Source organism: Serratia sp. N21D137 (genome assembly GCF_047530005.1).
Lineage (GTDB): Bacteria > Pseudomonadota > Gammaproteobacteria > Enterobacterales > Enterobacteriaceae > Chania > Chania fonticola_B.
In genome coordinates this window covers 67,833-89,784 of sequence record NZ_JBLJAJ010000007.1, presented here as the reverse complement: position 1 = coordinate 89,784, position 21,952 = coordinate 67,833, and the positions used below count along the sequence as shown (strand labels likewise).

Sequence of the window (21,952 nt, the reverse complement as noted above, 5' to 3'; positions counted from 1 at the left end):
AAGGGTTGGGTAGGTACTTGGCTGACTGCAGGGAGGTTTTTTGAGTTTATTATTGGATTTTACCGTTGCATTTCCCCTCCTCTGGCTGTGTGTCGCGGGGATATTGGGGGCCATAGTGGGTAGCTTTCTCAACGTGGTGATTTATCGATTACCGGTGATGCTGGAAAAGCAATGGCAGCGTGAGGCGCTAGTGCAGCTGGCGCTGCCCTTACCTGAATCCACACCACGTTTTGATCTGCTATTACCGCATTCCTGTTGCCCGCATTGCCAGCATCCTATTGCAGCCAGGGACAATATCCCCTTGCTGAGTTTTCTGTTGTTAAAGGGTAAGGCTCGTTGCTGTGGTGAGCGGATCCCAAGGCGCTACCCGCTGGTTGAAGTGGCAACGGCTATGATGTTTGTGCTGACGGCGCTTATATTCCCGCTAGGTTTCCCTTTGCTGGGCGCCTGGATATTGCTCTCCTTTTTGCTGACGCTGGCAGTTATTGACCATCACAGACAACTGTTGCCAGATGTGCTGACGTTGCCACTGCTGTGGATCGGACTTTTGTTCAATATTCAGGGGCATTTTGCCTCGCTGGAACAGGCGACGATTGGCGCAGTAGCGGGTTATGTCTGCCTATGGAGCGTGTTCTGGCTATTCAAGCTGGCAACCGGTAAAGAGGCTCTCGGCTATGGTGATTTTAAATTACTTGCGGCGTTAGGGGCCTGGTTAGGTTGGCAAGCGTTGCCACAGGTGATTTTGGTGGCGGCGGCCAGTGGGCTGCTGGTTACGCTGATACAGCGCGGGTTGGCGAAACAAGATCTTAATCAACCGTTAGCCTTTGGCCCCTGGCTCGCCGTGTCGGGCGCGGTCAATATGTTTATACCCTGGAGCTTTTAAGCGCCTATATCTTGATTGGAAGCGCTAGCAAGCGCACCCAGTCTTGTTCCTGAAGTACGACTTTTGTTAGTCGGTTGACCAATGATCAAGAAATCACACGCGTGTTACTTACTGATACTAAAGGGAATGGTTATGTATAAGATTACGATGTTGGCGGTGTTGCTTACGGGAATGCTTAATGCTCAGGCGGCAACGGTTTATACCGGAGATAAAATTGAGGGTAATCCGGTTATCAGCAAGTTGGATGTAGACGATCTGGAGGCAGGAAAGGTTTATCGCTTCATGTTCCAGGGAACCAGCAATGGGATCGGTCAACATTGGTATGTTCCTGTTATGGTGGCCAAAGGTGCGCAGCCTGGTCCTAAGCTGGGTCTGCAAGCGGCGGTCCATGGTGATGAATTAAATGGTACCCGGGTGATACAGCAGGTGTTTGAAAAGCTGGATCCCGCAGAGTTGAAAGGCAGCGTGATCGGTGCCGTGGGTGCGAATCCTTCAGGCATGTTGGCCAATAACCGAAACTGGCAGTTGGCCAATGACGGCGGAGATATGGTCGATTTCAACCGGGTCTGGCCGGGTAAAGAAAAAGGTAACGCCGCCGAACAGCAGGCTTGGCTGCTATGGAATAATTTGTGGGCGGGCAATGCCACGCTGTTCGTTGATATGCACACGCAGAGCCGGGGTACCGAATATCCCTTGTTCATCTATGCGGATTATCGTAACCCGCAGGTGAAGCAAATGGCTGAACTGTTCCCGGCGGACCAGATTAAAGCCGATCCTGGTGAGGAAGGCTCCGTCGAAACCACTTTCGTTGAGAACAAGATCCCTGCCATTACACTCGAAATTGGCAAGCCCAAGCTCTATCAACCTGAACTTATCGCGCGCAGTTTGACAGGGGTGCGTAATCTGATGGTTCAACAAGGCATGACAGCCGGAACATTAGGGACAACGGCTAAAGAGCAAAAAACCTTTATCGGTAATGAAATGAGCTCGATCCGAGCTGAGGTTGGCGGATTTGCCGAGGTTTTGGTTAAGGTCGGCGATACGGTGGTCAAAGGGCAGAAGGTGGCGGTTCAGCGTAATGCATTTGGCGACATCATTCGGGAATATACTGCGACCCATGATGGCCGAGTGTTAGCTATCGGCAATGATCCGTTGCGCGAACCCCGGGCTTTGCTGGTTCGTATCCTGTTCAACAATCCTGAACCCCAGTGTGCTGATGGTTGCTAATTGACGTGAGGTTTTTTTAACCCCTTGAAGATCCCTTCAAGGGGTTAAATAGGCTAATTATTCCAATAGCCTGGGGTTGTTTATCAGGCCGAACGCAAATGTTTTCTGCTACCTAACAGTGCCCAGCCGCTCAGCAGTGCCATCATCATCAGATAATAGCTTGGTGCCAGGCTGGTTCCAGTTGCGGTGATTAGCAGGGTGCAGATCAGCGGTGCAAAGCCACCAAATACCGTCACCGCCACGTTGTAACTGATCGCCATACCGCTGGCCCGTGTTGCCATCGGGAACAAGTCGGCCATCACCGAAGGCACCGTCGAGAAGTAAATGGACTTCAGCAAGGCCAGCCAGCCAACCATTAACATCAGCATCATCGGCGAAGTGTGGTTCACCACCAGCAGGAATGCCGGATAAATAGTCAGCAGCAGCAGGATCAGTGAACCCCACATCAACGGCAGGCGGCCGACTTTTTCCGCCCATAATCCCATTATCGGGGTGACTACCGTTAAAATCACACCGGCTAACAGGGTTGCACTAAAGGCGGCGGAACCGGACAGATTCAGGTTTTTGGTTGCGTAGGTGGGCACATAATTCAGCATGTAGTTGATGGCGGTGGAAATCACCATCAGCCCGATGGCCAGCAACAGCAGGTTTTTTTGATTACCGACCAGCATCTTTAACGGTGCTTCGGGTTTCTTCTGCTGTACAAAGCTGGCCGGCTCATGCACATGGCGGCGGATATACAGCCCCACCGGGCCGATCAGTAGCCCAAAAGCAAAGGGAATACGCCAGCCCCAGTCCTGGATTTGGCTTTCTGTCAGCCAGTGGGTCATACCTAACCCGAAGGCGGAAGCCATCAGCGTGCTGGCGCCTTGCGTGGCAAACTGCCAACTGGCGATAAACGCCTTGCGCTCCGGGAAGTGTTCGACCAGAAAGGCGGTTGAGCTGCCAAACTCCCCACCGGCGGAAAAACCCTGAATCAATCGGGCAATCAAGATCATCAGCGGAGCCGCCAGCCCAATGGTGGCGTAAGAAGGCATAAAGGTGATGATCGCACCGCCAAGCAGCATCAGGCTGATGGACATCAACAGTGCCTTCTTGCGGCCAACCCGATCGGCATAGGCTCCGAGCACCACAGCACCCAGAGGGCGGATTAAGAATGAGACACCGAAGCTGCCGAAAGTCAGCAACAATGAAACGGCCGGATCCTCCGTAGGGAAAAAGGCATGGGCGATATAGCTGGCGAAAAAGCCATAAACCGCGATATCGAACCATTCCAACGCGTTGCCGATGCAGGTGGCAAACAGCGTTTTATACAAATTGGGCTTGGCCGCTACGCTATCCTGTTGGGCTATCGCGCTCATGAAGACTCTCCTGCCCGGCGTTGTGCCAGGATCGTGCTGCCATTTTCGCCCAACTCCCAGAACAGGCGAGTCATGATCTGCAATCCTTCACGAGCAATGGATTTCAACATATGCTCATTGACCCCGTGTTGACCACAGGCCGGATAGGAGTGGGGGATCCACAGCGTGGGCAGTCCCAACGTATCGGCAAACACGTCATTAGGCAGCGAACCGCCCAGATTGGGCAGCAATGCGGGCTTTTTGCCGCTGGTTTGTTGCAGGATCTCAAGTGCCCAGGGAACGAGTGGATCTTGTGGATTGAGCCGGGTGGCCGGTGAACCATGTAGCCATTCCACCTCCACATTGCCAAAGCCGTGTAATTGCAGATGCTGTTGGATATGGTTAACCAGATTTTGCCAGTCGGTACCGACCACGAAGCGCAGTTGGCATACCGCCGTTGCGCTGCCGGGGATGGCGTTCATTGGCCGAGCCGGGTTGCCCGTTTGATAGGCCAGTACTTCAAGCGTGTTCCAACCATACAGGCGCTCGCTAGGGGTCAGGCCAGCTTCACCCCAGTTCTCATCGATCGCCGGATCGCCAGCTTGGCCGCCAACGCTGAGATCGCGCAAAATGGCACGCAGGTTGCTATCCAGAGGGGCGGGTTTCAGCGCTGCAACCTGTAACTGCCCATGTTGATTAATCAGAGAAGCGATGGCATTAGCCAGTTGGGTTCCAGGATTGCTGAGTAATCCCCCCCAGTTGCCAGAGTGATAGGCGTTATCCCTGGCGTGAATGCTGAGGCGGAAATTGATACAGCCGCGTGAGCCTAGGAACAATGTGGGCTGTGTGGCGTTCAGCCGTGGGCCATCGGAGGCGATAAACAGATCGGCTTGCAGCAATTCGCGTTGCTGCTGGCAAATGGCCGCGAGCCCAGGGGAACTGATCTCTTCGCCCATTTCGAAAATCAGCTTGCAGTTGAACCCTAGTTTGCCCCCGCGTGCGTGGAAAACCTGCTCCAGCGCCGCCAGGTTAATACTGTGCTGGCCTTTGTTATCCGCGCTGCCACGGCCGTACCAACGATCGCCTTCTTCACTCAATTCCCAAGGCGAAAGACCTGTGCGCCAGTTCTCGTCATCGCCGAAAACCACATCGCCGTGGCCATAGCTCAGCAGGGTAGGTAAGGAAGGATCTTCAATGCGTACGGCGATCAGAAACGGGCGGTTGGCTGCTTCCGGGTTATCGAACAGTTGTAACTCGAAACCCAATGCCCGTAACGGCGGCATGATTTCCTGTTCGAGGTAGAGCAAAATGCCGGCATCGTCGTCATGCCGCTGGCTTTCGGTGGCCAGCGCGATGCGCCGTGCCAATATGCGGCGGAATTCGCCACTGTCAAAATACGCTGTCGCCAAAGCGACGGCCTGTTCACCCGTCATGATTATTTTCCCCGTTGTGTTTGCGTTGTGTTGTTTTACTTGTTGTGTTTGTTATCTAAGCTAAAATCGGGGTTTGCCACAATTATCCATTTAACAAACAAGCTTTGCTTTAAAGGCAACGGTGGTTTGCTCGTTGGCAAGCTTTGCACCATGGAGAGGGACGGCATGTTGAGTAGCGAGGTTCGCTTTTTTCTGGTGGTCGCCAACTGTGGTTCGCTCAGTGCGGCCAGTGAACAGCTGTTTGTGGCGGTCTCGGCGATCAGCAGGCAGATCCAGCGCCTGGAAGTGCAGGTTGGCACGCCATTGTTCGAACGCCACGCGCGGGGGATGGTGCTGACCGAGGCCGGGCAGATTTTTGAAAACCATATTCGTAAAAGCCTGTTGAATATTGAACAGGCGGTGGCAGAAATCAAAGGGTTGAAAGCCGAACGCCGTACTGCGCTACGCGTGGCCTGTAGTAATGGAGTGGCTTTTATGCTGATGCCACAACTGATGGCGCGTTTTCGTGCAGAATACCCGGCTGTCAGCTTCGTGCTGACGGTGGCAGACACTAAAACGTTGGCGCGGTTGGTACGTAATGGCGAGTGTGACATGGTGCTGCAGTTTAGTTTGCACCCAGAGCGGGGTGTTGAGGTAGCGGCTTCGTGGCCTGCACCGGTCTTGTTGTTGATGAGGAAGGAGCACCCATTAGCCGGCAGGCAGGTGGTTTTGGCAGATCTCTGCCAGTATCCGGTGTGTCTGCCAGAGCCGGGCTCCACAATACGTCAACTGTTTGATATCGCTTGCCAGATGAATGGCACCTTCATTGAACCAGTGCTAACCTGTGATAACTTCTCCACGCTGTACTATTTTTTACAGGGCTCCCCGCTGGCGGTGACCATCTGTAGCCAGTTTACCGCGATGCCGTTGTTGCAACCGCAAGGATTGATCCTGAAACATTTTGCTGTCGAGCAGCAAAGCCCGCGGACCTTGCAGCTGCAATTACCTCTGGGGCGGCAGCGGAGCACGGCTTTGGAGCTGTTTGTGGACTATATTAATCAGACATTAAGCCGCGAAGAACGGGCCATCGGTGAGAAATTCGGCATATAAGCCGTTTTTTAATCAACAAGATAAATAATCTGTTGATTACGCTTGATTGTTCCAGTCTGGCTGTATTATATTGCGCCCCACGGAAACAGCACGACTTCCAACAGATTTCGCCGGCTTAGCTCAGTAGGTAGAGCAACTGACTTGTAATCAGTAGGTCACCAGTTCGATTCCGGTAGCCGGCACCATATAAGAAACCCCAGCAGAAATGTTGGGGTTTTTTGTTTTGGGCATCCATGGTGCGGCGCAGTCAATGACCGCGCCCTTAGGCCCTTTAAATATCGGTGGCCAGCCATTGATCAGACTCTTCAAACATCTCTTCCAGCATACGGTTTAACTTCTCGCGGTCACTTTTGCTGGCGTCTGAGTTAAGGCCGTTGGCCTGCATGGGTTTTACCTTCACTTCTGCATCCGGAAAGATGCGATGTACCCGTTTTGTCAGCTCGGCCTTGATGATTTCATCGGCACCGGGGATCCCTGCGACATTACGCTTATCAAACACCAATTCAACGAACATAGCCCAACCCTAAATTTACTGTTTATGTATACAGTTATTTTGACCGAAGGGACGGGGTGAGTGCAAGAGGGGGAGGGGAAAATTTTATCGTGGTCTATTTTGGGGAATGTGTGCTCTATAGAGTTGCCAATATCGCCATTACGCACTATTTGCCACGGTATCCCTGGCTGAGATTAATAGTATAGAGCTACCTTGAAATTGATAATCATTCTTAATATGCAACAAGATTTATCCATAATTATTAGAAGGTTGAGTGCCTTCTTTCTATCAGGTATCTGCCTAGCATTCTTGATAGGCCTTATCTTCATTGACGTTCATTGGTTGCATAACTTTGTCTCCGAGACGTCGCTCACCGAGGTAACCCAAGAGATCATACTGGTGGCGATAGCCCTCAGCTTCTTTATCTCCGCTTATCGTCAGGCGGAACATCGGTATGCCAGGGTATTAATCGGTGGCTTCTTCCTATGTATGCTGATCCGCGAGATGGACTTTGTGTTCGATATGCTGCGGCATGGTGCCTGGGTGTGGTTTGCCTTAGCCGTAGCGCTGACCTGTGTACTTTATGCTCTCAAAGAGCTGCCCGCTACGCTACGTGGGCTAGCACATTTCTTCAGTCACCCAAGTTACGGCGTGATGTTTTCCGGGCTGTTATGCATATTAGTTTTTTCACGTCTGTTTGGTATGCAACTGCTATGGCATGAGCTGATGCTCGATGGATATAACCGCGTGGTGAAGAATATGGTGGAAGAGGGCTGTGAGCTATTTGGCTATTCGCTTTGCCTGTTTGCGACGATGGGGTATCTCCGAACTGAGTGCCATCGATAATGAGTTATGGTCTCCACACTTCTTGTGAAAGGGGATCCCTCGATGTTGGTGGTGTCAGTGCTGCCAGGTTTGGTGACATTCTTAACCTGGATTTTGCTGTTGCCATTACTCACTATTTGTCAAGGTATGCATCGTTGGTTTTTATTATGCATATTGATATTTGTGCGTCAGTTTGAATGAATCCATCATAGTTGAGTGCAAAGATGCTTGGTTGTGCAATACTTTTTTTACATGTCTAAGGCTAGTATTTAAGCTCTTATATTTAAAATTTTTCCAAAGGGAATTAATTACATGAAAAAAACATTACTCTTTTTAGGTGTGCTATCGGTTGGCACCATCGGTGTGGTGACGTCGGCAGTTGCCCAAGATGCTGATAACAAAAATGCACTAAAGCCAGCGATTAATTTGGCAGAGTTGTTTGCTGAAAAGTCTGGTATATGGTCGACTTATCCTGAAAATGATGCCTATGTTTTTGATCGCTCAGAGGAAAGCTATACTGTCGTCGCTAAACGAGCGGATGGTGTTGTTGCACTGGTCAATAAACAGGAGAGCTATACGACCCCTGGGAAAATGGTATTAATGGGGACCTACTTTAACTGCAATAAAATGACTGATGCGACTTTTTATGTTGAAGATGTCAGTGTAGACGACGTAGCCAAGCAGCTTGCTGACCCGGCTATTGATGATCCAGAGAGAGTGCGTGGTTTTGATGCGAGTATGCCCGTTCACGATCTTTATCTGGTCGCTTGCCCGCAGAGCTGAAACTCGTTGGGTTATTAATCGATGGTGGTCTCTGATTAGTGATGTGCTTGAGAACAGTCGCCATGGCAGCGCTATCCAATGAGAAACACAAGCTGACGAACGACCTGAGATGATACATTGGTATGGCCTGTTGCTAGTCAGTAGCTTATTTAATCAAAAAACCTCGCTTTGGCGGGGTTTTATCATTTTTATTAACATTTTACGCGTGAGCGTAAGAAACCGCTCTAATCTTCTGAATTCTTTTGCTAGTTTATTATTCTTTGCTGTGGATATTCCATAAGGAACAAAGCGTGAAGAGGGTTTGGATAGGATTTCAAATTGGCTTGCCGACATTGCTGCTAGTAATTGCCACATCGTTATTGTCGGGGTGTGTAAAAACAGACTCTGTTGCTAAAACCAGGCCATCCGGAAACAGTGTTGATGATCTTTTTACTCCCCTCAACGGTGGTACTACTAATGCCTCTGGGGTGGGGGGGGAAAAGTATGCCGAGCAGGTTCGATACGCTATTCAACGCAATTTTTACGATGCCAATTCATATGCTGGTAAACAATGCAATTTAAGGATCCAGTTAGCTCCGGATGGTATGCTTCTGGATGTCCAGGCTGTAGATGGTGACCCTGCACTTTGTCGTGCAGCTATCAAGGCAATAGCAAATACCACCTTCCCCAAACCTCCATCACAAGTTGTTTATAGTGTTTTTAAAAACACTGTACTGGAATTCAGGCCCCTGGCGAGCGAGTGATAAAACCATCGACCAGGCAGACGTTTTCAACGTATTACACATCTTGGAGCTCAGGCGGCAAACGGCAAAGATTGAGTTTATAAAGCGCGCATTAGCCACTTCAGACGGCAAGGGCCATGGCGGTAGTTGAAATCCCCAAAGCCGCCACAACATAATCAACGCTGCCCCGTACCGGCTCCGTAATGTTCGCAATAGGGTTGGAACATAGGGAGGGGCAGCGCCTTTCCTGATCAGGATTACGTTGAGCATGCACGGTTAAACCAGGAGGGTTAAAAAAACACTGTTAAAACATAGAATAAGCAGACTTGGTATACGGTATAGACGTATTTAGCTGAATCACTCATTTCGCCGGCAATTTTACCATCGTTTTACCATTGCCAAATTCCAGGCATAAAAAAACCAACCGTAAGTGGTTGGTTTCTCTATCGAATATTGGTCGGCATGAGAGGATTCGAACCTCCGACCCCCGACACCCCATGACGGTGCGCTACCAGGCTGCGCTACATGCCGACGCAGAACCCTATACTACCGTTTTCAGAAGTAAATTCAAGCAGCTACCTCACCGATTGCTCTAGATTTAAGCAGTTAGTTGGCGATAAAGCGTTTTACATCGGTCAGCACCTGTAACAGCAGGGCTAGCTGGGGTTTCTCGTCTTTAATCTCGTTATCGTCTTGATCGTAGGCACGGTAGTTGCCATTACCATCCAATGTCAGCGTCTGCGTTGGCGTGGTGATCACCAACTGGGTGCCGTCACCGGTGGCGAGCCAATTGTTTTTACGCTGTGCGGCAAACAGGTCTTCGCCCTGCGAATAGTCGTTAGCCGGTGTTTTCACATGCAGCAGACGTTGCATCAGCGTGCGCATCACATCGTTATGATTGGTCAGCTTATTGATGGTTTGTGCCGGGGTGCCTGGCCAGTGAATGACCAACGGAACCTGCAACTGGCTGCGATTAAAGCTGCTACCTGCTCCCCAGTTGCCTTTACCGGTATCGTTGAATTCTATGCCGTGCTCAGCGGTGATCACCACCACGGTTTTATCCAACAGGCCTTTTTCTTTCAGCGTTGCCAGCACCTGCTCGATCTGCGCATCGACGTCTTTCGCGCCAGTACGATAGAGCTGGGTAAAGGCTTCCGGCGAGAGCTTGTTGTCGCCTTCTGGGAACTTTGCACCGCTGAAATTGATATAGGAGAACCAGGGGCTATTTCCGCTCTGTGTGGCCAACCAGCTCTGCCACTGATGCGTGGTGGCGGCATCGCTCTGCACGAACGGTTCCGGCGGGAGCGAGAAATCGGTCAATAGTGCCTGGCGGTAAAGCGTGGCGTTGAAACCGTCTGAAGAGAACAGGCCGAACTGATAGCCTTGATCGCTCAGTGCGCTAATCAAAGCGGCCGGTTTGCGCCCGGCCAGAATGCCATCCAGATAGGTAGGCGAAATACCGTAGAACAGGCCAAACAGGCCGGTGTCCGCATGGTTACCGGAGCTGTAATGGTCGCTGAAGCGGATATTTTCCTGGGCAAAGCGGCTCAGGCCTGGCATGTCTTGCGCCATATCCTGGGTACGCACACCGTTCACCACGATCATCAGCAGGTTGTAGCCGCTGCCTTTATCGCTGTAGTTCAGGCTATTGAGCGGATATTCAACGGCAGCCGCTTCTGGATTGCCCTGTTGCATCAGGCGGCGCTCATATTCTTGCTGATCGAGCAGGCCGTGTTTTTCCAGGAACTTACGCGCCGTCATGGGGTAAGAGAGTGGTAAGTTGGCGCGTTGCATGGTGATCGGCCGATAGAAATTGGCATCCGCCCAGATATAAATCAGGTGCGAAGCAAAGAACGAACAGATGAACAGCACCGCCAGCGGTTTGCCGAAGTTGCGCCGGTTCAGGCTGCGCAGTTTCTGCCAGCTCCAGGTCGCAAACAGCATTTCGATCAGGAATATCACCGGCACGCAGATAAACACTAGCTGCCAGTCGCGCGCCAGCTCACTTTGGTCCGGATTGATAACCAACTCCCACACCACCGGATTAAGGTGCAGGTGGAAGTGGGTAAAGACTTCGCTGTCGACCAGCAGCAACGTCAGCCCAGCGGTGGCCAACGTCGCGGAAATAAATCGCAGCAGGCGCTGCGACATCACCACAAAGGTGAGCGGGAAGATGATCAGCAGGTAGGCGGCAAAGACAATAAAGCTGAACTGCCCAATCAGGCTGACCAACGCATAGACTCGCCCCAGCAATGAGGACGGCCAGTCGGTAACAAACAGGTAGCGGCTGCCCAACCCGATACTGAGCAGAATATTAAATAAGGCGAACCAGTGCCCCCAGCTAATCATCTGGGAGACTTTTTCACGATAACGCTGACGGTTTGTCACCATAAGTAATTATTAATGCGCTTTATCTTCACGGATAGAAGCCTGCAGGGCTTCAGCAAACGATCTGGCCAGTGTCTTCCGCTGTGCGGGAGCAATACTGGTGTTGATCAAATTGGTTACCATGTTGCCCAGAACCATCAAAGAGAGGTCGGTGGGAGTATGGTGTTTTTCCAGAACGTTGACCAGCTCAGAGAGCAGTTGTTCAACGTGTTCGTCACTATAACGAGATGATTGTGGCATAAATATTGTGCTCAAAGCTCGACAAAGTCCCATATCTTACCGTATGGAGCCGTGATTTTCCGCTCTTTTATAGCGTGAAGATCGTTAAGGCATTGCCATGCCCGTTGTCTTTCGGCTTCGTCAGTGCTTGAATACGCGCTCAAAGAACAGGAGGATTGATCATGAGTCTGGATATCGAGCAGATTGCACTGCACCAGTTGGTAAAACGCGATGAGCAGACGCTGGAAGTGGTGTTGCGCGATTCCCTTCTTACCACCAATGCGGCGGTGGAAGAGATGATGGCAGAGCTGCATCGCGTTTACAGCGCCAAGAGTAAGGCTTACGGCCTGTTCAACGAGCAGAGCGAACTGGCGGACGCGTTGCGTAACTGCCGTAAAGGTGATGACGATTTCCTCGCATTTAGCCGTGCTGCCACCGGCCGTCTGCGCGACGAACTGGCCAAATATCCGTTTGCCGACGGTGGCGTGGTGCTGTTCGCTCATTACCGCTATCTGGCGGTGGAATACTTGCTGATCACGGTGCTGAACAGTTGCAACAGTACGCGTGTCAATGAAGAGTTGGATATCCGCACCACCCACTATCTGGATATCAACCACGCGGACATTGTGGCGCGTATCGATCTGACCGAATGGGAAACCAACCCGCAATCGACTCGCTACCTGACATTCCTCAAAGGGCGGGTAGGGCGCAAGGTCTCCGATTTCTTTATGGATTTCCTGGCGGCGTCGGAAGGGCTGGATACCAAAGCGCAAAACCGTGGCTTGTTACAGGCGGTGGATGATTACTGTGCCGATGCTCAACTAGGCAAACACGAACGCCAGACGGTGCGTCAGCAGGTTTACAGCTACTGTAATGAGCAGTTGCAGGCCGGTGAAGAGATTGAGCTGCAGGAACTGTCGAAAGAGATAGCCCCGGTGGGCGAGAAGGATTTCCTGCAGTTTTCCAGCGAACAGGGCTACGAACTGGAAGATAGCTTCCCGGCGGATCGCGGCACGTTACGCCAATTGACCAAATTTGCCGGCAGCGGCGGCGGTATCAGCCTGAACTTTGATGCGATGCTGCTGGGGGAGCGCATTTTCTGGGATGCGGCCACCGATACCCTGACGATCAGAGGTACGCCACCGAATCTGCGCGATCAGTTGCAACGTCGCACGGGCGGCAAGTAAGCATCGCAGAATGATAGCCAATAAAAAACGCCGCAATTGCGGCGTTTTTCACTTCGGCGTCCCGAAAATCGATAACGTGGCGATTAAACGCGAACGAAGTCGATGTGAGCCAGTTTTGGCTTGAACGGGTGACGCTGTACAGCCTGAACCTTAACTTTGGTTTCTTTACCGTCGACAACCAAAACTACGGCTTCGCTGTAGAATTCTGGTTTAACTTCCATGTTCTTGACAGAATCATGGTCTAGTTCGATAGCAATCGCAGCTTCTTCGCCACCATAGATGATAGCTGGGAATTTGTTTGCTGCACGCAGGCGGCGGCTCGCACCCTTACCCTGGTCTTTACGTACTTGTACGTTGATAGTGAACATTGTTTTTTCTCTTAAAAGAAAATTTACCCTGCTACAGGCGACCCAGTAACAGGCTCGATAACCTGCTTTCACACTGGGCGAACCCAGGTAAAGCGGGCGGCATTTTAACGGAAAGCCGCTCGCTGGGCAATGAAAACCTGCCGCTCGGGCCTAATACAGCTCATTGGCACGGCGAAAGCGGCCCTGATAATCAAAAACTTTTTCACGTATTTGCCAGAACTGGCCGCGTTTACGTGCGACGACAAAGTCTGGATGGCGCAACAGCGCCTGCTGAGCCAGAATGTCCGCTGCGTTTTGCCAACTGAAGGGGACGCCTGGTGCCCGTTGGTGCGGGCGCAGGAACAGCATCTCGAAGGCCTTGCGTTGTGCGGGCGTTTGCAGGCGGAACCGTTCGCTGGTGCTGGTGCCATCTTCGTCATAATAGGTGGCTTTCAGCCATTCCCCTTTGTCGTCCTTGCCGCTCTGCAGTTCCATTCCGCCACAGCGCAGGACTAGCGCATCCTTCAGCTTCAATGCGGCCTTCAGCATATCATCCGGATCGACCAGCACTTCCTGGCACTGATGGCAGCGGCGTGCCGCAATATCGTTCTCTGCGCCGCAGTGCGGGCAGCATTTGAAACGGAAGCGATAGTCACACTGCTCGCGATGCCCCTCATCATCTTCCAGCCAGCCCTGACAGCGACGGCCATAGTGCTCGATGATGTCGCCGTTCTCGGTGCATTTGCCCCAAAACAGGTTGGCAAAACCGCAGCCAGGGCAAAAGACCTGCACCGGTTGGCTGTCTGAGTGGGGTTTGCTAACGCCCACTTCCGGCGTGAACAAATCGTGGGGATTGCCGGCATAGTCCAGGATCAGGCAGTCGGTCTTGCCTGGGGCCAGCCGTAAACCGCGCCCGACGATCTGCTGATACAGGCTGACGGACTCGGTGGGGCGCAAAATAGCGATAAGATCGACATGAGGTGCGTCGAAACCCGTCGTCAGCACTGCCACGTTAACCAGATAGCGCAATTGCTGTTGCTTAAAAGCTTCGATCAGCGCGTCACGTTCGCCGGGGGGCGTTTCTGCACTGACCAGCGCCGCCTCCCCACTTGGTAACAGGCCATGCACTTCACGGGCATGCTCGACCGTGGAGGCAAAAATCATTACGCCTTTGCGGGTTTCGGCGTATTCGACGATCTGGCTGATGATGTGTGGCGTAATGCGGTTTTGCTGTTTCAGCTCGCGGTTAAGATCCACTTCGCTGAACAAGCCGTTGCTTCTGGCCTCCAGGCGGCTGAAATCGTACTGCACGATCGGCATATCCAGCCGTTCTGGCGGCACCAGGAAGCCGTGTTTAATCATATAGCGCAACGGCAGCTCATAAATGCAGTCGCGAAACAGGCTGTTGCCGTCGCCACGGGTGATGCCGTGGTAGTGATATTGATAGATCCAGCCTTTGCCCAGCCGGTAAGGGGTGGCCGTCAACCCAAGCAGGCGCAACTGTGGGTTGGTTTTTTGCAGGTGTTGAATAATCTGTTGGTATTGGCTGTCGTCATCGTCGCTGATGCGGTGGCATTCGTCGACGATCAGCAGTGAAAACGCGCCGTCGAACAGCGATAAATTACGTGCTACCGATTGCACACTACCAAACACCACCTTGCCGCTGCTCTCTTTTTGCTGAAGCCCGGCGGCGAAGATGTCGGCCTCCAGGCCGTAAGCGCAGTATTTACTATGGTTTTGCGCCACCAGCTCTTTAACGTGGGCCAGTACTAACACCCGGCCACGGGCGCGTTTTGCCAACTCGGCGATCACCAGGCTTTTGCCTGCGCCGGTTGGCAGCACGATCAGGGCCGGTTCAGGATGTTGGCGGAAATGCTTGATGGTGGCATCGACCGCTTCCAACTGATAGGGGCGAAGGGTAAAAGCCATGCGTTAGTATCGCTCGCTGAAGTGGGCTGTAACATTCCACTGAAATTGTGACATTTTGCTCCTCAGACGGCGGAAAAATTTCTATTATTATGCCCTCTGCGGCTACGCAGTGCGAGAAGCATGGAAATTACCCCTGTTATGGCATCGTTTCCGTCGCTATACTAAGCGGCTTCCCTACTCGAACATCCTCTTCGAACCTGTTTTCTGCACCTGGTGCGACAACGGGGCGTCATATTTAGCAACCAGATCAATGCGATCATAACAACGACAGGCAAAGCAGATTCAATGCGACTGGACAAGTTTTTATCTCAGCAGTTGGGTATCAGCCGTGCGCTGGTAGCGCGTGAACTCCGTGCAAAACGTGTCACCGTAGACGGTGAAGTGGTCAAGAGCGGGGCGCTCAAGCTGGCTCCGGAACAGGAAGTGCGGTTTGATGGCAACGTGTTGTCACAGCTGAACGGACCACGTTATTTCATGCTCAATAAGCCACAGGGTTATGTGTGCTCGACCGACGATCCGGATCATCCAACCGTGCTCTATTTCCTGGATGAACCCGTTGCGTACAAGCTGCATGCGGCAGGACGGCTGGATATTGATACCACCGGCCTGGTACTGATGACCGATGATGGCCAGTGGTCGCACCGTATCACCTCACCGCGCCACGAGTGTGAGAAAACCTATCTGGTGACGTTGGAACATCCGTTGGCCGCTGATACCGCTCAGCAGTTCGAGCAAGGCGTGCAGCTACATAACGAAAAAAATCTGACCAAGCCAGCGAAGTTGGAAAAAATCGAAGAGACCCTGGTGCGCCTCACCATCAGCGAAGGGCGTTACCATCAGGTGAAGCGCATGTTTGCAGCCGTGGGTAATCGGGTCATCGAATTACACCGTGAGCGCATTGGCGCCATTGTGTTGGATGACGATTTGGCACCGGGGGAATATCGCCCGCTGACCGAAGAAGAGATTGCCAGCGTAGGCGCACCGCACCTGCTGGATTAATTTTTGCGACCGACCAAGGAGTCGTTGAACGTGCAACAGAACCGGACCTCTCACCTCGGTTTGATCTTTATTCTGGGCCTGCTGTCCATGCTGATGCCACTGGCGATCGACATGTACTTACCCAGCATGCCGATAATCGCCCAGGAGTTTGGCGTGGAGTCGGGCCGGGTGCAGATGACGCTCAGTGCCTACATGTTGGGCTTTGCCGTTGGCCAACTGTTCTATGGGCCGATGTCCGACAGCATTGGTCGCAAGCCGGTGATCCTGTGGGGCACGCTGATTTTTGCTATCGCCGGTGGGGCCTGTGCGATGGCCCAATCCGTGGAGCAACTGATCAACCTGCGTTTCCTGCACGGGCTGGCCGCTGCTGCGGCAAGCGTAGTGATCAACGCCCTGATGCGTGACATGTTCACCAAGGATGAGTTCTCACGCATGATGTCGTTCGTGATCCTGGTGATGACCATTGCGCCATTGCTGGCTCCGATGATCGGTGGCGTGCTGCTGCTATGGTTCAGCTGGCATGCCATCTTCTGGACCATGGGGGCTGCGGCGTTGTTGGGGTCGGTACTGGTGGCGTTCTTTATCAAGGAGACGTTACCCAAGGAGCGGCGGCAAAAATTCCATCTGCGTACCACGCTGAGGAATTTCGGCTCGTTGTTCCGCCACAAGCGCGTGTTGAGCTACATGCTGGCCAGTGCTTTCTCGTTTGCCGGGATGTTTTCTTTCCTCAGCGCCGGGCCGTTTGTCTATATCGAGCTGAATAACGTTTCACCGCAGCATTTTGGCTATTACTTTGCGCTGAACATCGTGTTTCTGTTCCTGACAACCCTGATCAATAGCCGCAACGTGCGACGCCTAGGGGCAGTAAAAATGTTCCGTCTTGGTCTGTTTGTGCAATTGACGATGGGCGTGTGGTTGCTGGCCGTCACCGCCAGCGGGCTGGGTTTTTGGGCTTTGGTGCTCGGGGTGGCGGTTTATCTCGGCTGTATCGCCATGATCTCGTCTAACGCAATGGCGGTGATCCTGGACGATTTCCCCCATATGGCGGGAACCGCTTCTTCACTGGCCGGGACGTTGCGCTTCAGCATTGGCGCGCTGGTTGGGGCAATACTGTCCTTGGCCCCAGGTAAGAGCGCGTGGCCGATGGTTTCATCGATGGCTCTGTGCAGCATCGTTGCGGTATTGTTCTATTTTTATGCCAGCCGTCCGCGCAATAATCCTGCCTGATTACCCCTCACCCTAACCCTCTCCCACAGGGAGAGGGGACCGATCGAGCTATTTTATCGATACTGAGATCACCTTGGCTCTTCCAATGAATGTGCCACCACTTTACGCCTGAACCCTACCACAACACCTGACTCCCTCGGGACCGGATGTGCCATAGGTTAAATCCTGCATCGGATTACAGCGCCGGGCCAGCTCCCTCTCCTTGGGGAGAGGGTTGGGGTGAGGGAGATCAAATGCAATTAGACCCCAATCTGCCTGCTAGCAAGTTTAAGTTTGTTGCGAAATATATGCAGGCTAACTAAACGTCGACCAAACGAACTGTAGTTTTTTTGTTAAATATGGCGGCGTTATTTTCCCTGGTGGCCAGAGGTGCAACCCGTTGGTTGATGGGGTATTTCCTTGGCGGTTAATCGGGATAATATTGTTTTAAATCAAAATATTATTGATTTAACCTGCCTTGGGTATTTGAGCGAGATGTTTGCACAATGTAAAATTATACCGATTGTAAAGTAACCGCATTGCAAGAAAAAAATGTTGAGATCGCGGCAGGAAAGGGTTACATATAACGCAAAAATGCGAGCTGAGTCGCAAAACGCCGTGAGAGAACCTTCTACGGTGGAGAAAAACTGAGTGATATCAGCAAGCGCAGGATGTGGTTAATTGTTTGTTGCAAATTTTACTTTAAAATAACATTTGTGGGCGGCAAAGTCGGATGATCCCGGCTATAATTAAGTCATCCTGTGATGTAAAAAGTGTTTCATCTTTTCATACTAGGGATTTCATGTGGACAGTTTCCAGCTTTCGGTAGTGCATCGCTTGCCGCAAAGTTATCGTTGGCTATCAGGTTTTACCGGCAGCAAGGTTGAACCGATTCCGCTTAGCGGCATAGACGAAGATAACGATCTGATCGGCCTCAAGCTGCTCAGCCATGACGGGCGCGAAGCCTGGCGGGTCATGCAGCAGCTCAACCTGTCTCTGCAAGAGATACAGGTCAACTGCTCCATCGTTGAATGGGAAGGCGAGCCTTGCCTGTTCGTTCATCAATGTGATGAAAGTGCCGCCATGTGCCGCTTGAAAAACGTCGGTGCGGCGATTGCCGAGCAGCTCAGCGCGCAGTACCCCTTCTGAATGATGCCGCTAATCAACCAACTGCAATAACTGCTGTGTATAGGCAGCAGCAGGTGCGTTGAAAATCGTCTGGCAGTTACCCTGCTCCACGACTTCTCCCTGACGCAGTACGATCACCTGATGGCACAACGATCGTACCACCTGCAAATCGTGGCTGATAAACAGATAGGCCAGCCGGTGACGGAGCTGAAGCGACTTCAGCAGCGTCAGGATCTGTGCCTGCACCGATTTATCCAGTGAGGACGTCGGTTCATCCAGGATCAACAGCTGCGGCTGCAGGATCAGCGCACGCGCGATGGCGATACGTTGTCGCTGCCCACCGGAAAACTCCGTGGGATAACGATAGCGCAGGGCCGGATCCAATCCGACTTCCTCCAACGCCTCAATCACCCGTTGTTCGCGTTGATCTGCGGTCAGTTGCTGGTGGATCTCCAGCCCTTCGGCGATGATTTGCAGCACGTTCAGGCGTGGATTCAGCGCGGAATAGGGATCCTGGAACACGATCTGCATCCGGCTGCGGTAAGGCAACATCTGCTGGTTATTGAACTGATGCAGCGGTTGGCCATCAAACCAGATCGCACCTTTGGAGCTCAACAGGCGCAGCAGCGCCAGGCCAGTCGTGCTCTTACCTGAACCCGATTCGCCTACCAGGCCCACGCTTTCCCCAGGCCGTATTTCGAAGCTCAGATCTTTCAGCGCGTAGTTCTGATCGACGATACGCCGTAACAGGCCACGTTTGATCGGGAAGCTGACCTGCAGGTGTTCCACTTTGAGCAGTGGCATAGGCTTATCGCTGGCAGGTAGTGGCAGAGGCTCGCCTACGTCTTCCGCAGCCAATAACTGACGGGTATAGGCGTGTTGTGGGGCACTAAACAGCCCATCGCGGCTATTTTGTTCTACGCACAACCCTTGGCGCATTACCGCCACGTTATCCGCCAACCGGCGCACGATGTTCAGGTTGTGGGTGATGAACAGCAATCCCATCCCCAGCTCCTGCTTTAACTCTTTCAGCAGCATCAGGATCTGCGCTTGAATGGTCACGTCTAGCGCGGTGGTAGGCTCATCGGCAATCAACAGCTTGGGCTTGGTCAACACCGCCATAGCGATCATTACTCGCTGACGTTCTCCGCCGGAGAGTTGATGGGGATAGTCCTTCAGGCGCGCTTTGGCGTTACGTATTCCCACCCGATCCAGGCACTGAATGATTTCGGCACGGGCGCTGTCACGGCGCATACCCATGTGGAGCATCAGCACTTCGGCCAGTTGCTTTTCGATGGTGTGCAGCGGGTTGAGCGACACCATCGGCTCCTGGAATATCATTGAGATCTGGTTGCCACGTACTTTGCGCAGTTCGGCTTCCGATGCATGTAACAGTGAGTTGCCGTTAAACAGAATATCCCCACCGGGATACACCACCGGCGGGGAAGGTAGCAGCCGCAGCACGGAGAGGGCGGTGACGCTTTTGCCTGAGCCTGATTCACCCACCAACGCCAGCGTTTCCCCTTGTTCCACCTGTAACGAGACGCCGTTGACCACCTGATTCAAGCTGCCTCCCTGGCGGAAGGCGATACTGAGATCCTGAATAGCGAGCAGAGGAGTGGTCATATTAATGCGCCTTGCTTGGGTCGAAGGCGTCGCGCACCGCTTCGCCGATAAAGATTAACAGTGAGAGCAGCACCGCCAGCACCAGGAAGGCGGTAATGCCCAACCACGGAGCTTGCAGGTTGTTTTTGCCCTGTAAAAGGAGCTCACCCAACGAAGGCGAACCGAGCGGCAAGCCGAAGCCGAGGAAATCGAGAGAGGTAAGGGTGGTGATCGAACCACACAGAATAAACGGCAGGAAGGTCAGCGTGGCCACCATGGCGTTAGGCAGCATATGACGATACATAATCACGCGATCCGGCACGCCCATCGCTCTGGCGGCACGAATGTAGTCGTAATTACGGGTACGCAGGAATTCGGCACGCACTACGCCCACCAGGCTCATCCAGCCAAACAGGATGGTGATGCCTAACAGCCACCAGAAATTGGGTTGGATGATGCTGGACAGCAGGATGATCAGGAACAGCGTCGGCATCCCCGACCAAACCTCGATCAGCCGTTGCCCCCAAAGATCGAATCGGCCACCGTAATAGCCCTGCGTTGCTCCCGCACAGATACCAATCACGCTGGAACACAGCGTTAGCGCTAGCCCGAACAGCATTGAGATACGGAAACCGTACAGCACTCGGGCCAGCACATCGCTGCCATTACTGTCGGTGCCGAGCAGGTTTTGGCGTGACGGCGGCGACGGGAAGGGCACTTTGGTGGCAAAGTTGATGGTGTTGTAGCTAAAGCGGATCGGGGCCCAGATGGCCCAGCCGTGTTGCTCAATCTGCTTGATAACAAAGGGATCCTGAAAATCGGTAGTGGTATTCAGTTCCCCGCCGAAGGTCGTTTCGCTGTAGTTGACCATAAAGGGCACATACAGCCGGCCTTCATAGCGCACCAGCAACGGCCGGTCGTTGGCGATCAGGTTGGCGGCCAGGCTGAGTGCAAAGGCAGACAGAAAAATCCACAGCGACCAGTAACCACGGCGGTTGCTGCGAAAACGTGCCCAGCGGGCCTGATTGATGGGGCTTAAGCGGCTCATTGACGGCCCTCGAAATCAATGCGCGGATCGACCAGGGTATAGGTGATATCGCTGACGATATTCAACAGCAAGCCGATCAGGGTAAATATGTAGAGCGTTCCGAACATCACCGGATAGTCGCGTTGCAGGGTGGCATCGTAGCCCAACAGCCCAAGGCCGTTGAGCGAGAACATCACTTCGATCAACAACGAACCGGTGAAAAACATGCTGATAAAGGTGGCCGGGAAACCGGCGATCACCAGCAGCATGGCGTTACGGAACACGTGGCGGTAAAGGATCTTCTTCTCGTCCAGCCCTTTGGCACGGGCGGTGACCACATACTGTTTGCGGATCTCATCAAGAAACGAGTTTTTAGTCAGCATGGTCAGGGCGGCAAAGCCACCGATCACCGTAGCCAGCACTGGCAGAGTAATGTGCCACAGATAATCGGTGATTTTACCGTACCACGGCAGTGTGTCGAAATTGCTGGAAACCAGCCCGCGCAGTGGGAACCAGTCCAGATAGCTGCCACCGGCGAATAGCACGATCATCAGGATGGCGAACAGGAATGCCGGAATGGCGTAGCCGATGATAATCAGCGTGCTGCTCCAGGTGTCAAAGGCGCTGCCGTTGTGGATGGCCTTGCGTATCCCCAGCGGGATCGACACCAGATAAATGATCAGCGTACTCCATAGCCCCAGGGTCGCGGAAACTGGCAGACTCTGGCCAATCAGCTGCATTACCGAGGCCCCGCGGAACAGGCTTTCGCCGAAATCGAGGCGCATGTAGTTCCACAGCATGGTGAAATAGCGTTCGTGCAGCGGCTTGTCGAAACCGTAACGCTTGGTGATCTCGGCGATCACTTCGGGATCCAGGCCGCGTGAGCCACGGTATTGGCCTTCGGCCACGTTGCCCGCGCCGGCCTTCATATGCCCTAGGCCTTCACCTGCGCCACCGCCGCCAAAGCCGCTGGTTTGCCCCATCTCAATAGAGGCAATGGCCTGATCGACCGGTCCACCGGGGGCGATTTGCACAATGAAAAAGTTAATGGTGATGATCGCCCACAGCGTGGGGATCACCAGCAGTAATCTGCGTATCAGATAAGCGGCCACCTGAGGCTCC

The 21,952-nt window shown here is 52.9% G+C and carries 20 protein-coding genes and 2 tRNA genes; 11 read left to right on the top strand and 11 right to left on the bottom strand.

The annotated features are described in order from the left end of the window. The first annotated feature begins 40 nt into the window (after positions 1–40). Positions 41–883 carry a prepilin peptidase gene (locus ACMV5H_RS08110; RefSeq protein ID WP_037375496.1) on the top strand — a complete coding sequence of 281 codons (843 nt, stop codon included), beginning with the start codon at positions 41–43 and terminating at the stop codon, positions 881–883. A gap of 132 nt (positions 884–1,015) precedes the next feature. Then, positions 1,016–2,110: a succinylglutamate desuccinylase/aspartoacylase family protein gene (locus tag ACMV5H_RS08105; protein WP_414821680.1), complete on the top strand. Its 1,095-nt coding sequence runs from the start codon at positions 1,016–1,018 to the stop codon at positions 2,108–2,110. 83 nt (positions 2,111–2,193) lie between these two features. On the opposite strand, the gene ACMV5H_RS08100 is transcribed toward ACMV5H_RS08105, so the two are convergent. Together ACMV5H_RS08100 and ACMV5H_RS08095 are read right to left on the bottom strand one after the other, a co-directional pair. After that, entirely contained in the window at positions 2,194–3,471 is a 1,278-nt protein-coding gene (locus ACMV5H_RS08100; RefSeq protein WP_021805928.1) for an MFS transporter, read from the bottom strand. After that, positions 3,468–4,883, bottom strand: a complete 1,416-nt coding sequence (locus ACMV5H_RS08095) for a M20 family metallopeptidase (RefSeq protein WP_414821679.1) — start codon at positions 4,881–4,883, stop codon at positions 3,468–3,470. The genes ACMV5H_RS08100 and ACMV5H_RS08095 overlap by 4 nt, the downstream gene beginning before the upstream one ends. A gap of 165 nt (positions 4,884–5,048) precedes the next feature. Here ACMV5H_RS08095 and ACMV5H_RS08090 point away from each other — a divergent pair, with 165 nt between their 5' ends. Both ACMV5H_RS08090 and ACMV5H_RS08085 read left to right on the top strand, forming a co-directional pair. After that, a complete protein-coding gene (locus ACMV5H_RS08090) occupies positions 5,049–5,972 on the top strand; it encodes a LysR family transcriptional regulator (protein ID WP_115158169.1) in 924 nt (307 codons plus the stop codon). A 109-nt stretch (positions 5,973–6,081) separates the two neighbouring features. Next, positions 6,082–6,157 (top strand) — tRNA-Thr (locus ACMV5H_RS08085). Positions 6,158–6,243: 86 nt separating this feature from the next. Here ACMV5H_RS08085 and ACMV5H_RS08080 read toward each other — a convergent pair. Next, positions 6,244–6,486 (bottom strand): DinI family protein, encoded by a 243-nt coding sequence (locus tag ACMV5H_RS08080; protein WP_021178442.1) that lies wholly within the window; start codon positions 6,484–6,486, stop codon positions 6,244–6,246. Positions 6,487–6,702: 216 nt separating this feature from the next. Here ACMV5H_RS08080 and ACMV5H_RS08075 point away from each other — a divergent pair, with 216 nt between their 5' ends. The 3 genes from ACMV5H_RS08075 (at position 6,703) to tolA (ending at position 8,816) form a co-directional block, all read left to right on the top strand. Continuing rightward, positions 6,703–7,311 (top strand): hypothetical protein, encoded by a 609-nt coding sequence (locus ACMV5H_RS08075; RefSeq protein ID WP_115158268.1) that lies wholly within the window; start codon positions 6,703–6,705, stop codon positions 7,309–7,311. 291 nt (positions 7,312–7,602) lie between these two features. Next, the gene (locus ACMV5H_RS08070; protein WP_414821678.1) at positions 7,603–8,073 is read left to right on the top strand and encodes a hypothetical protein; all 471 of its coding nucleotides are present in this window, start codon (positions 7,603–7,605) and stop codon (positions 8,071–8,073) included. A 290-nt stretch (positions 8,074–8,363) separates the two neighbouring features. Then, positions 8,364–8,816, top strand: a complete 453-nt coding sequence (tolA, locus tag ACMV5H_RS08065; RefSeq protein WP_115158167.1) for a cell envelope integrity protein TolA — start codon at positions 8,364–8,366, stop codon at positions 8,814–8,816. Positions 8,817–9,249: 433 nt separating this feature from the next. On the opposite strand, the gene ACMV5H_RS08060 is transcribed toward tolA, so the two are convergent. From ACMV5H_RS08060 to ACMV5H_RS08050, 3 genes are all read right to left on the bottom strand, one after another. Further along, positions 9,250–9,326 (bottom strand) — tRNA-Pro (locus tag ACMV5H_RS08060). Between the two features lie 75 nt (positions 9,327–9,401). Beyond that, a complete protein-coding gene (yejM, locus tag ACMV5H_RS08055; protein ID WP_115158166.1) occupies positions 9,402–11,186 on the bottom strand; it encodes an LPS biosynthesis-modulating metalloenzyme YejM in 1,785 nt (594 codons plus the stop codon). A gap of 9 nt (positions 11,187–11,195) precedes the next feature. Beyond that, positions 11,196–11,423 carry a YejL family protein gene (locus tag ACMV5H_RS08050; protein ID WP_021805879.1) on the bottom strand — a complete coding sequence of 76 codons (228 nt, stop codon included), beginning with the start codon at positions 11,421–11,423 and terminating at the stop codon, positions 11,196–11,198. 161 nt (positions 11,424–11,584) lie between these two features. On the opposite strand from ACMV5H_RS08050, the gene yejK reads away from it, so the two are divergent. Then, a complete protein-coding gene (gene yejK, locus ACMV5H_RS08045) occupies positions 11,585–12,589 on the top strand; it encodes a nucleoid-associated protein YejK (RefSeq protein ID WP_024486230.1) in 1,005 nt (334 codons plus the stop codon). A gap of 83 nt (positions 12,590–12,672) precedes the next feature. Here yejK and rplY read toward each other — a convergent pair whose 3' ends face one another. Further along, positions 12,673–12,957 carry a 50S ribosomal protein L25 gene (gene rplY, locus ACMV5H_RS08040; RefSeq protein WP_024486231.1) on the bottom strand — a complete coding sequence of 95 codons (285 nt, stop codon included), beginning with the start codon at positions 12,955–12,957 and terminating at the stop codon, positions 12,673–12,675. A 150-nt stretch (positions 12,958–13,107) separates the two neighbouring features. Continuing rightward, positions 13,108–14,865, bottom strand: coding sequence for a DEAD/DEAH box helicase (locus ACMV5H_RS08035; RefSeq protein ID WP_059201229.1), 1,758 nt, complete (start codon positions 14,863–14,865; stop codon positions 13,108–13,110). Positions 14,866–15,150: 285 nt separating this feature from the next. Here ACMV5H_RS08035 and rsuA point away from each other — a divergent pair, with 285 nt between their 5' ends. The 3 genes from rsuA (at position 15,151) to ACMV5H_RS08020 (ending at position 18,219) form a co-directional block, all read left to right on the top strand. After that, the gene (rsuA, locus tag ACMV5H_RS08030; RefSeq protein WP_059201228.1) at positions 15,151–15,864 is read left to right on the top strand and encodes a 16S rRNA pseudouridine(516) synthase RsuA; all 714 of its coding nucleotides are present in this window, start codon (positions 15,151–15,153) and stop codon (positions 15,862–15,864) included. A gap of 30 nt (positions 15,865–15,894) precedes the next feature. After that, a complete protein-coding gene (locus ACMV5H_RS08025; protein WP_021805875.1) occupies positions 15,895–17,091 on the top strand; it encodes a Bcr/CflA family multidrug efflux MFS transporter in 1,197 nt (398 codons plus the stop codon). Positions 17,092–17,874: 783 nt separating this feature from the next. After that, the gene (locus tag ACMV5H_RS08020) at positions 17,875–18,219 is read left to right on the top strand and encodes a YejG family protein (protein WP_021805874.1); all 345 of its coding nucleotides are present in this window, start codon (positions 17,875–17,877) and stop codon (positions 18,217–18,219) included. Positions 18,220–18,228: 9 nt separating this feature from the next. On the opposite strand, the gene yejF is transcribed toward ACMV5H_RS08020, so the two are convergent. The 3 genes from yejF to ACMV5H_RS08005 are packed head-to-tail and all read right to left on the bottom strand — an operon-like array spanning position 18,229 to position 21,942. Continuing rightward, positions 18,229–19,824 (bottom strand): microcin C ABC transporter ATP-binding protein YejF, encoded by a 1,596-nt coding sequence (yejF, locus tag ACMV5H_RS08015; RefSeq protein WP_414821677.1) that lies wholly within the window; start codon positions 19,822–19,824, stop codon positions 18,229–18,231. 1 nt (position 19,825) lies between these two features. Further along, the gene (locus tag ACMV5H_RS08010; RefSeq protein WP_021805872.1) at positions 19,826–20,851 is read right to left on the bottom strand and encodes an ABC transporter permease; all 1,026 of its coding nucleotides are present in this window, start codon (positions 20,849–20,851) and stop codon (positions 19,826–19,828) included. Continuing rightward, positions 20,848–21,942 carry a microcin C ABC transporter permease YejB gene (locus tag ACMV5H_RS08005; RefSeq protein WP_021805871.1) on the bottom strand — a complete coding sequence of 365 codons (1,095 nt, stop codon included), beginning with the start codon at positions 21,940–21,942 and terminating at the stop codon, positions 20,848–20,850. The genes ACMV5H_RS08010 and ACMV5H_RS08005 overlap by 4 nt, the downstream gene beginning before the upstream one ends. Positions 21,943–21,952 lie beyond the last annotated feature (10 nt).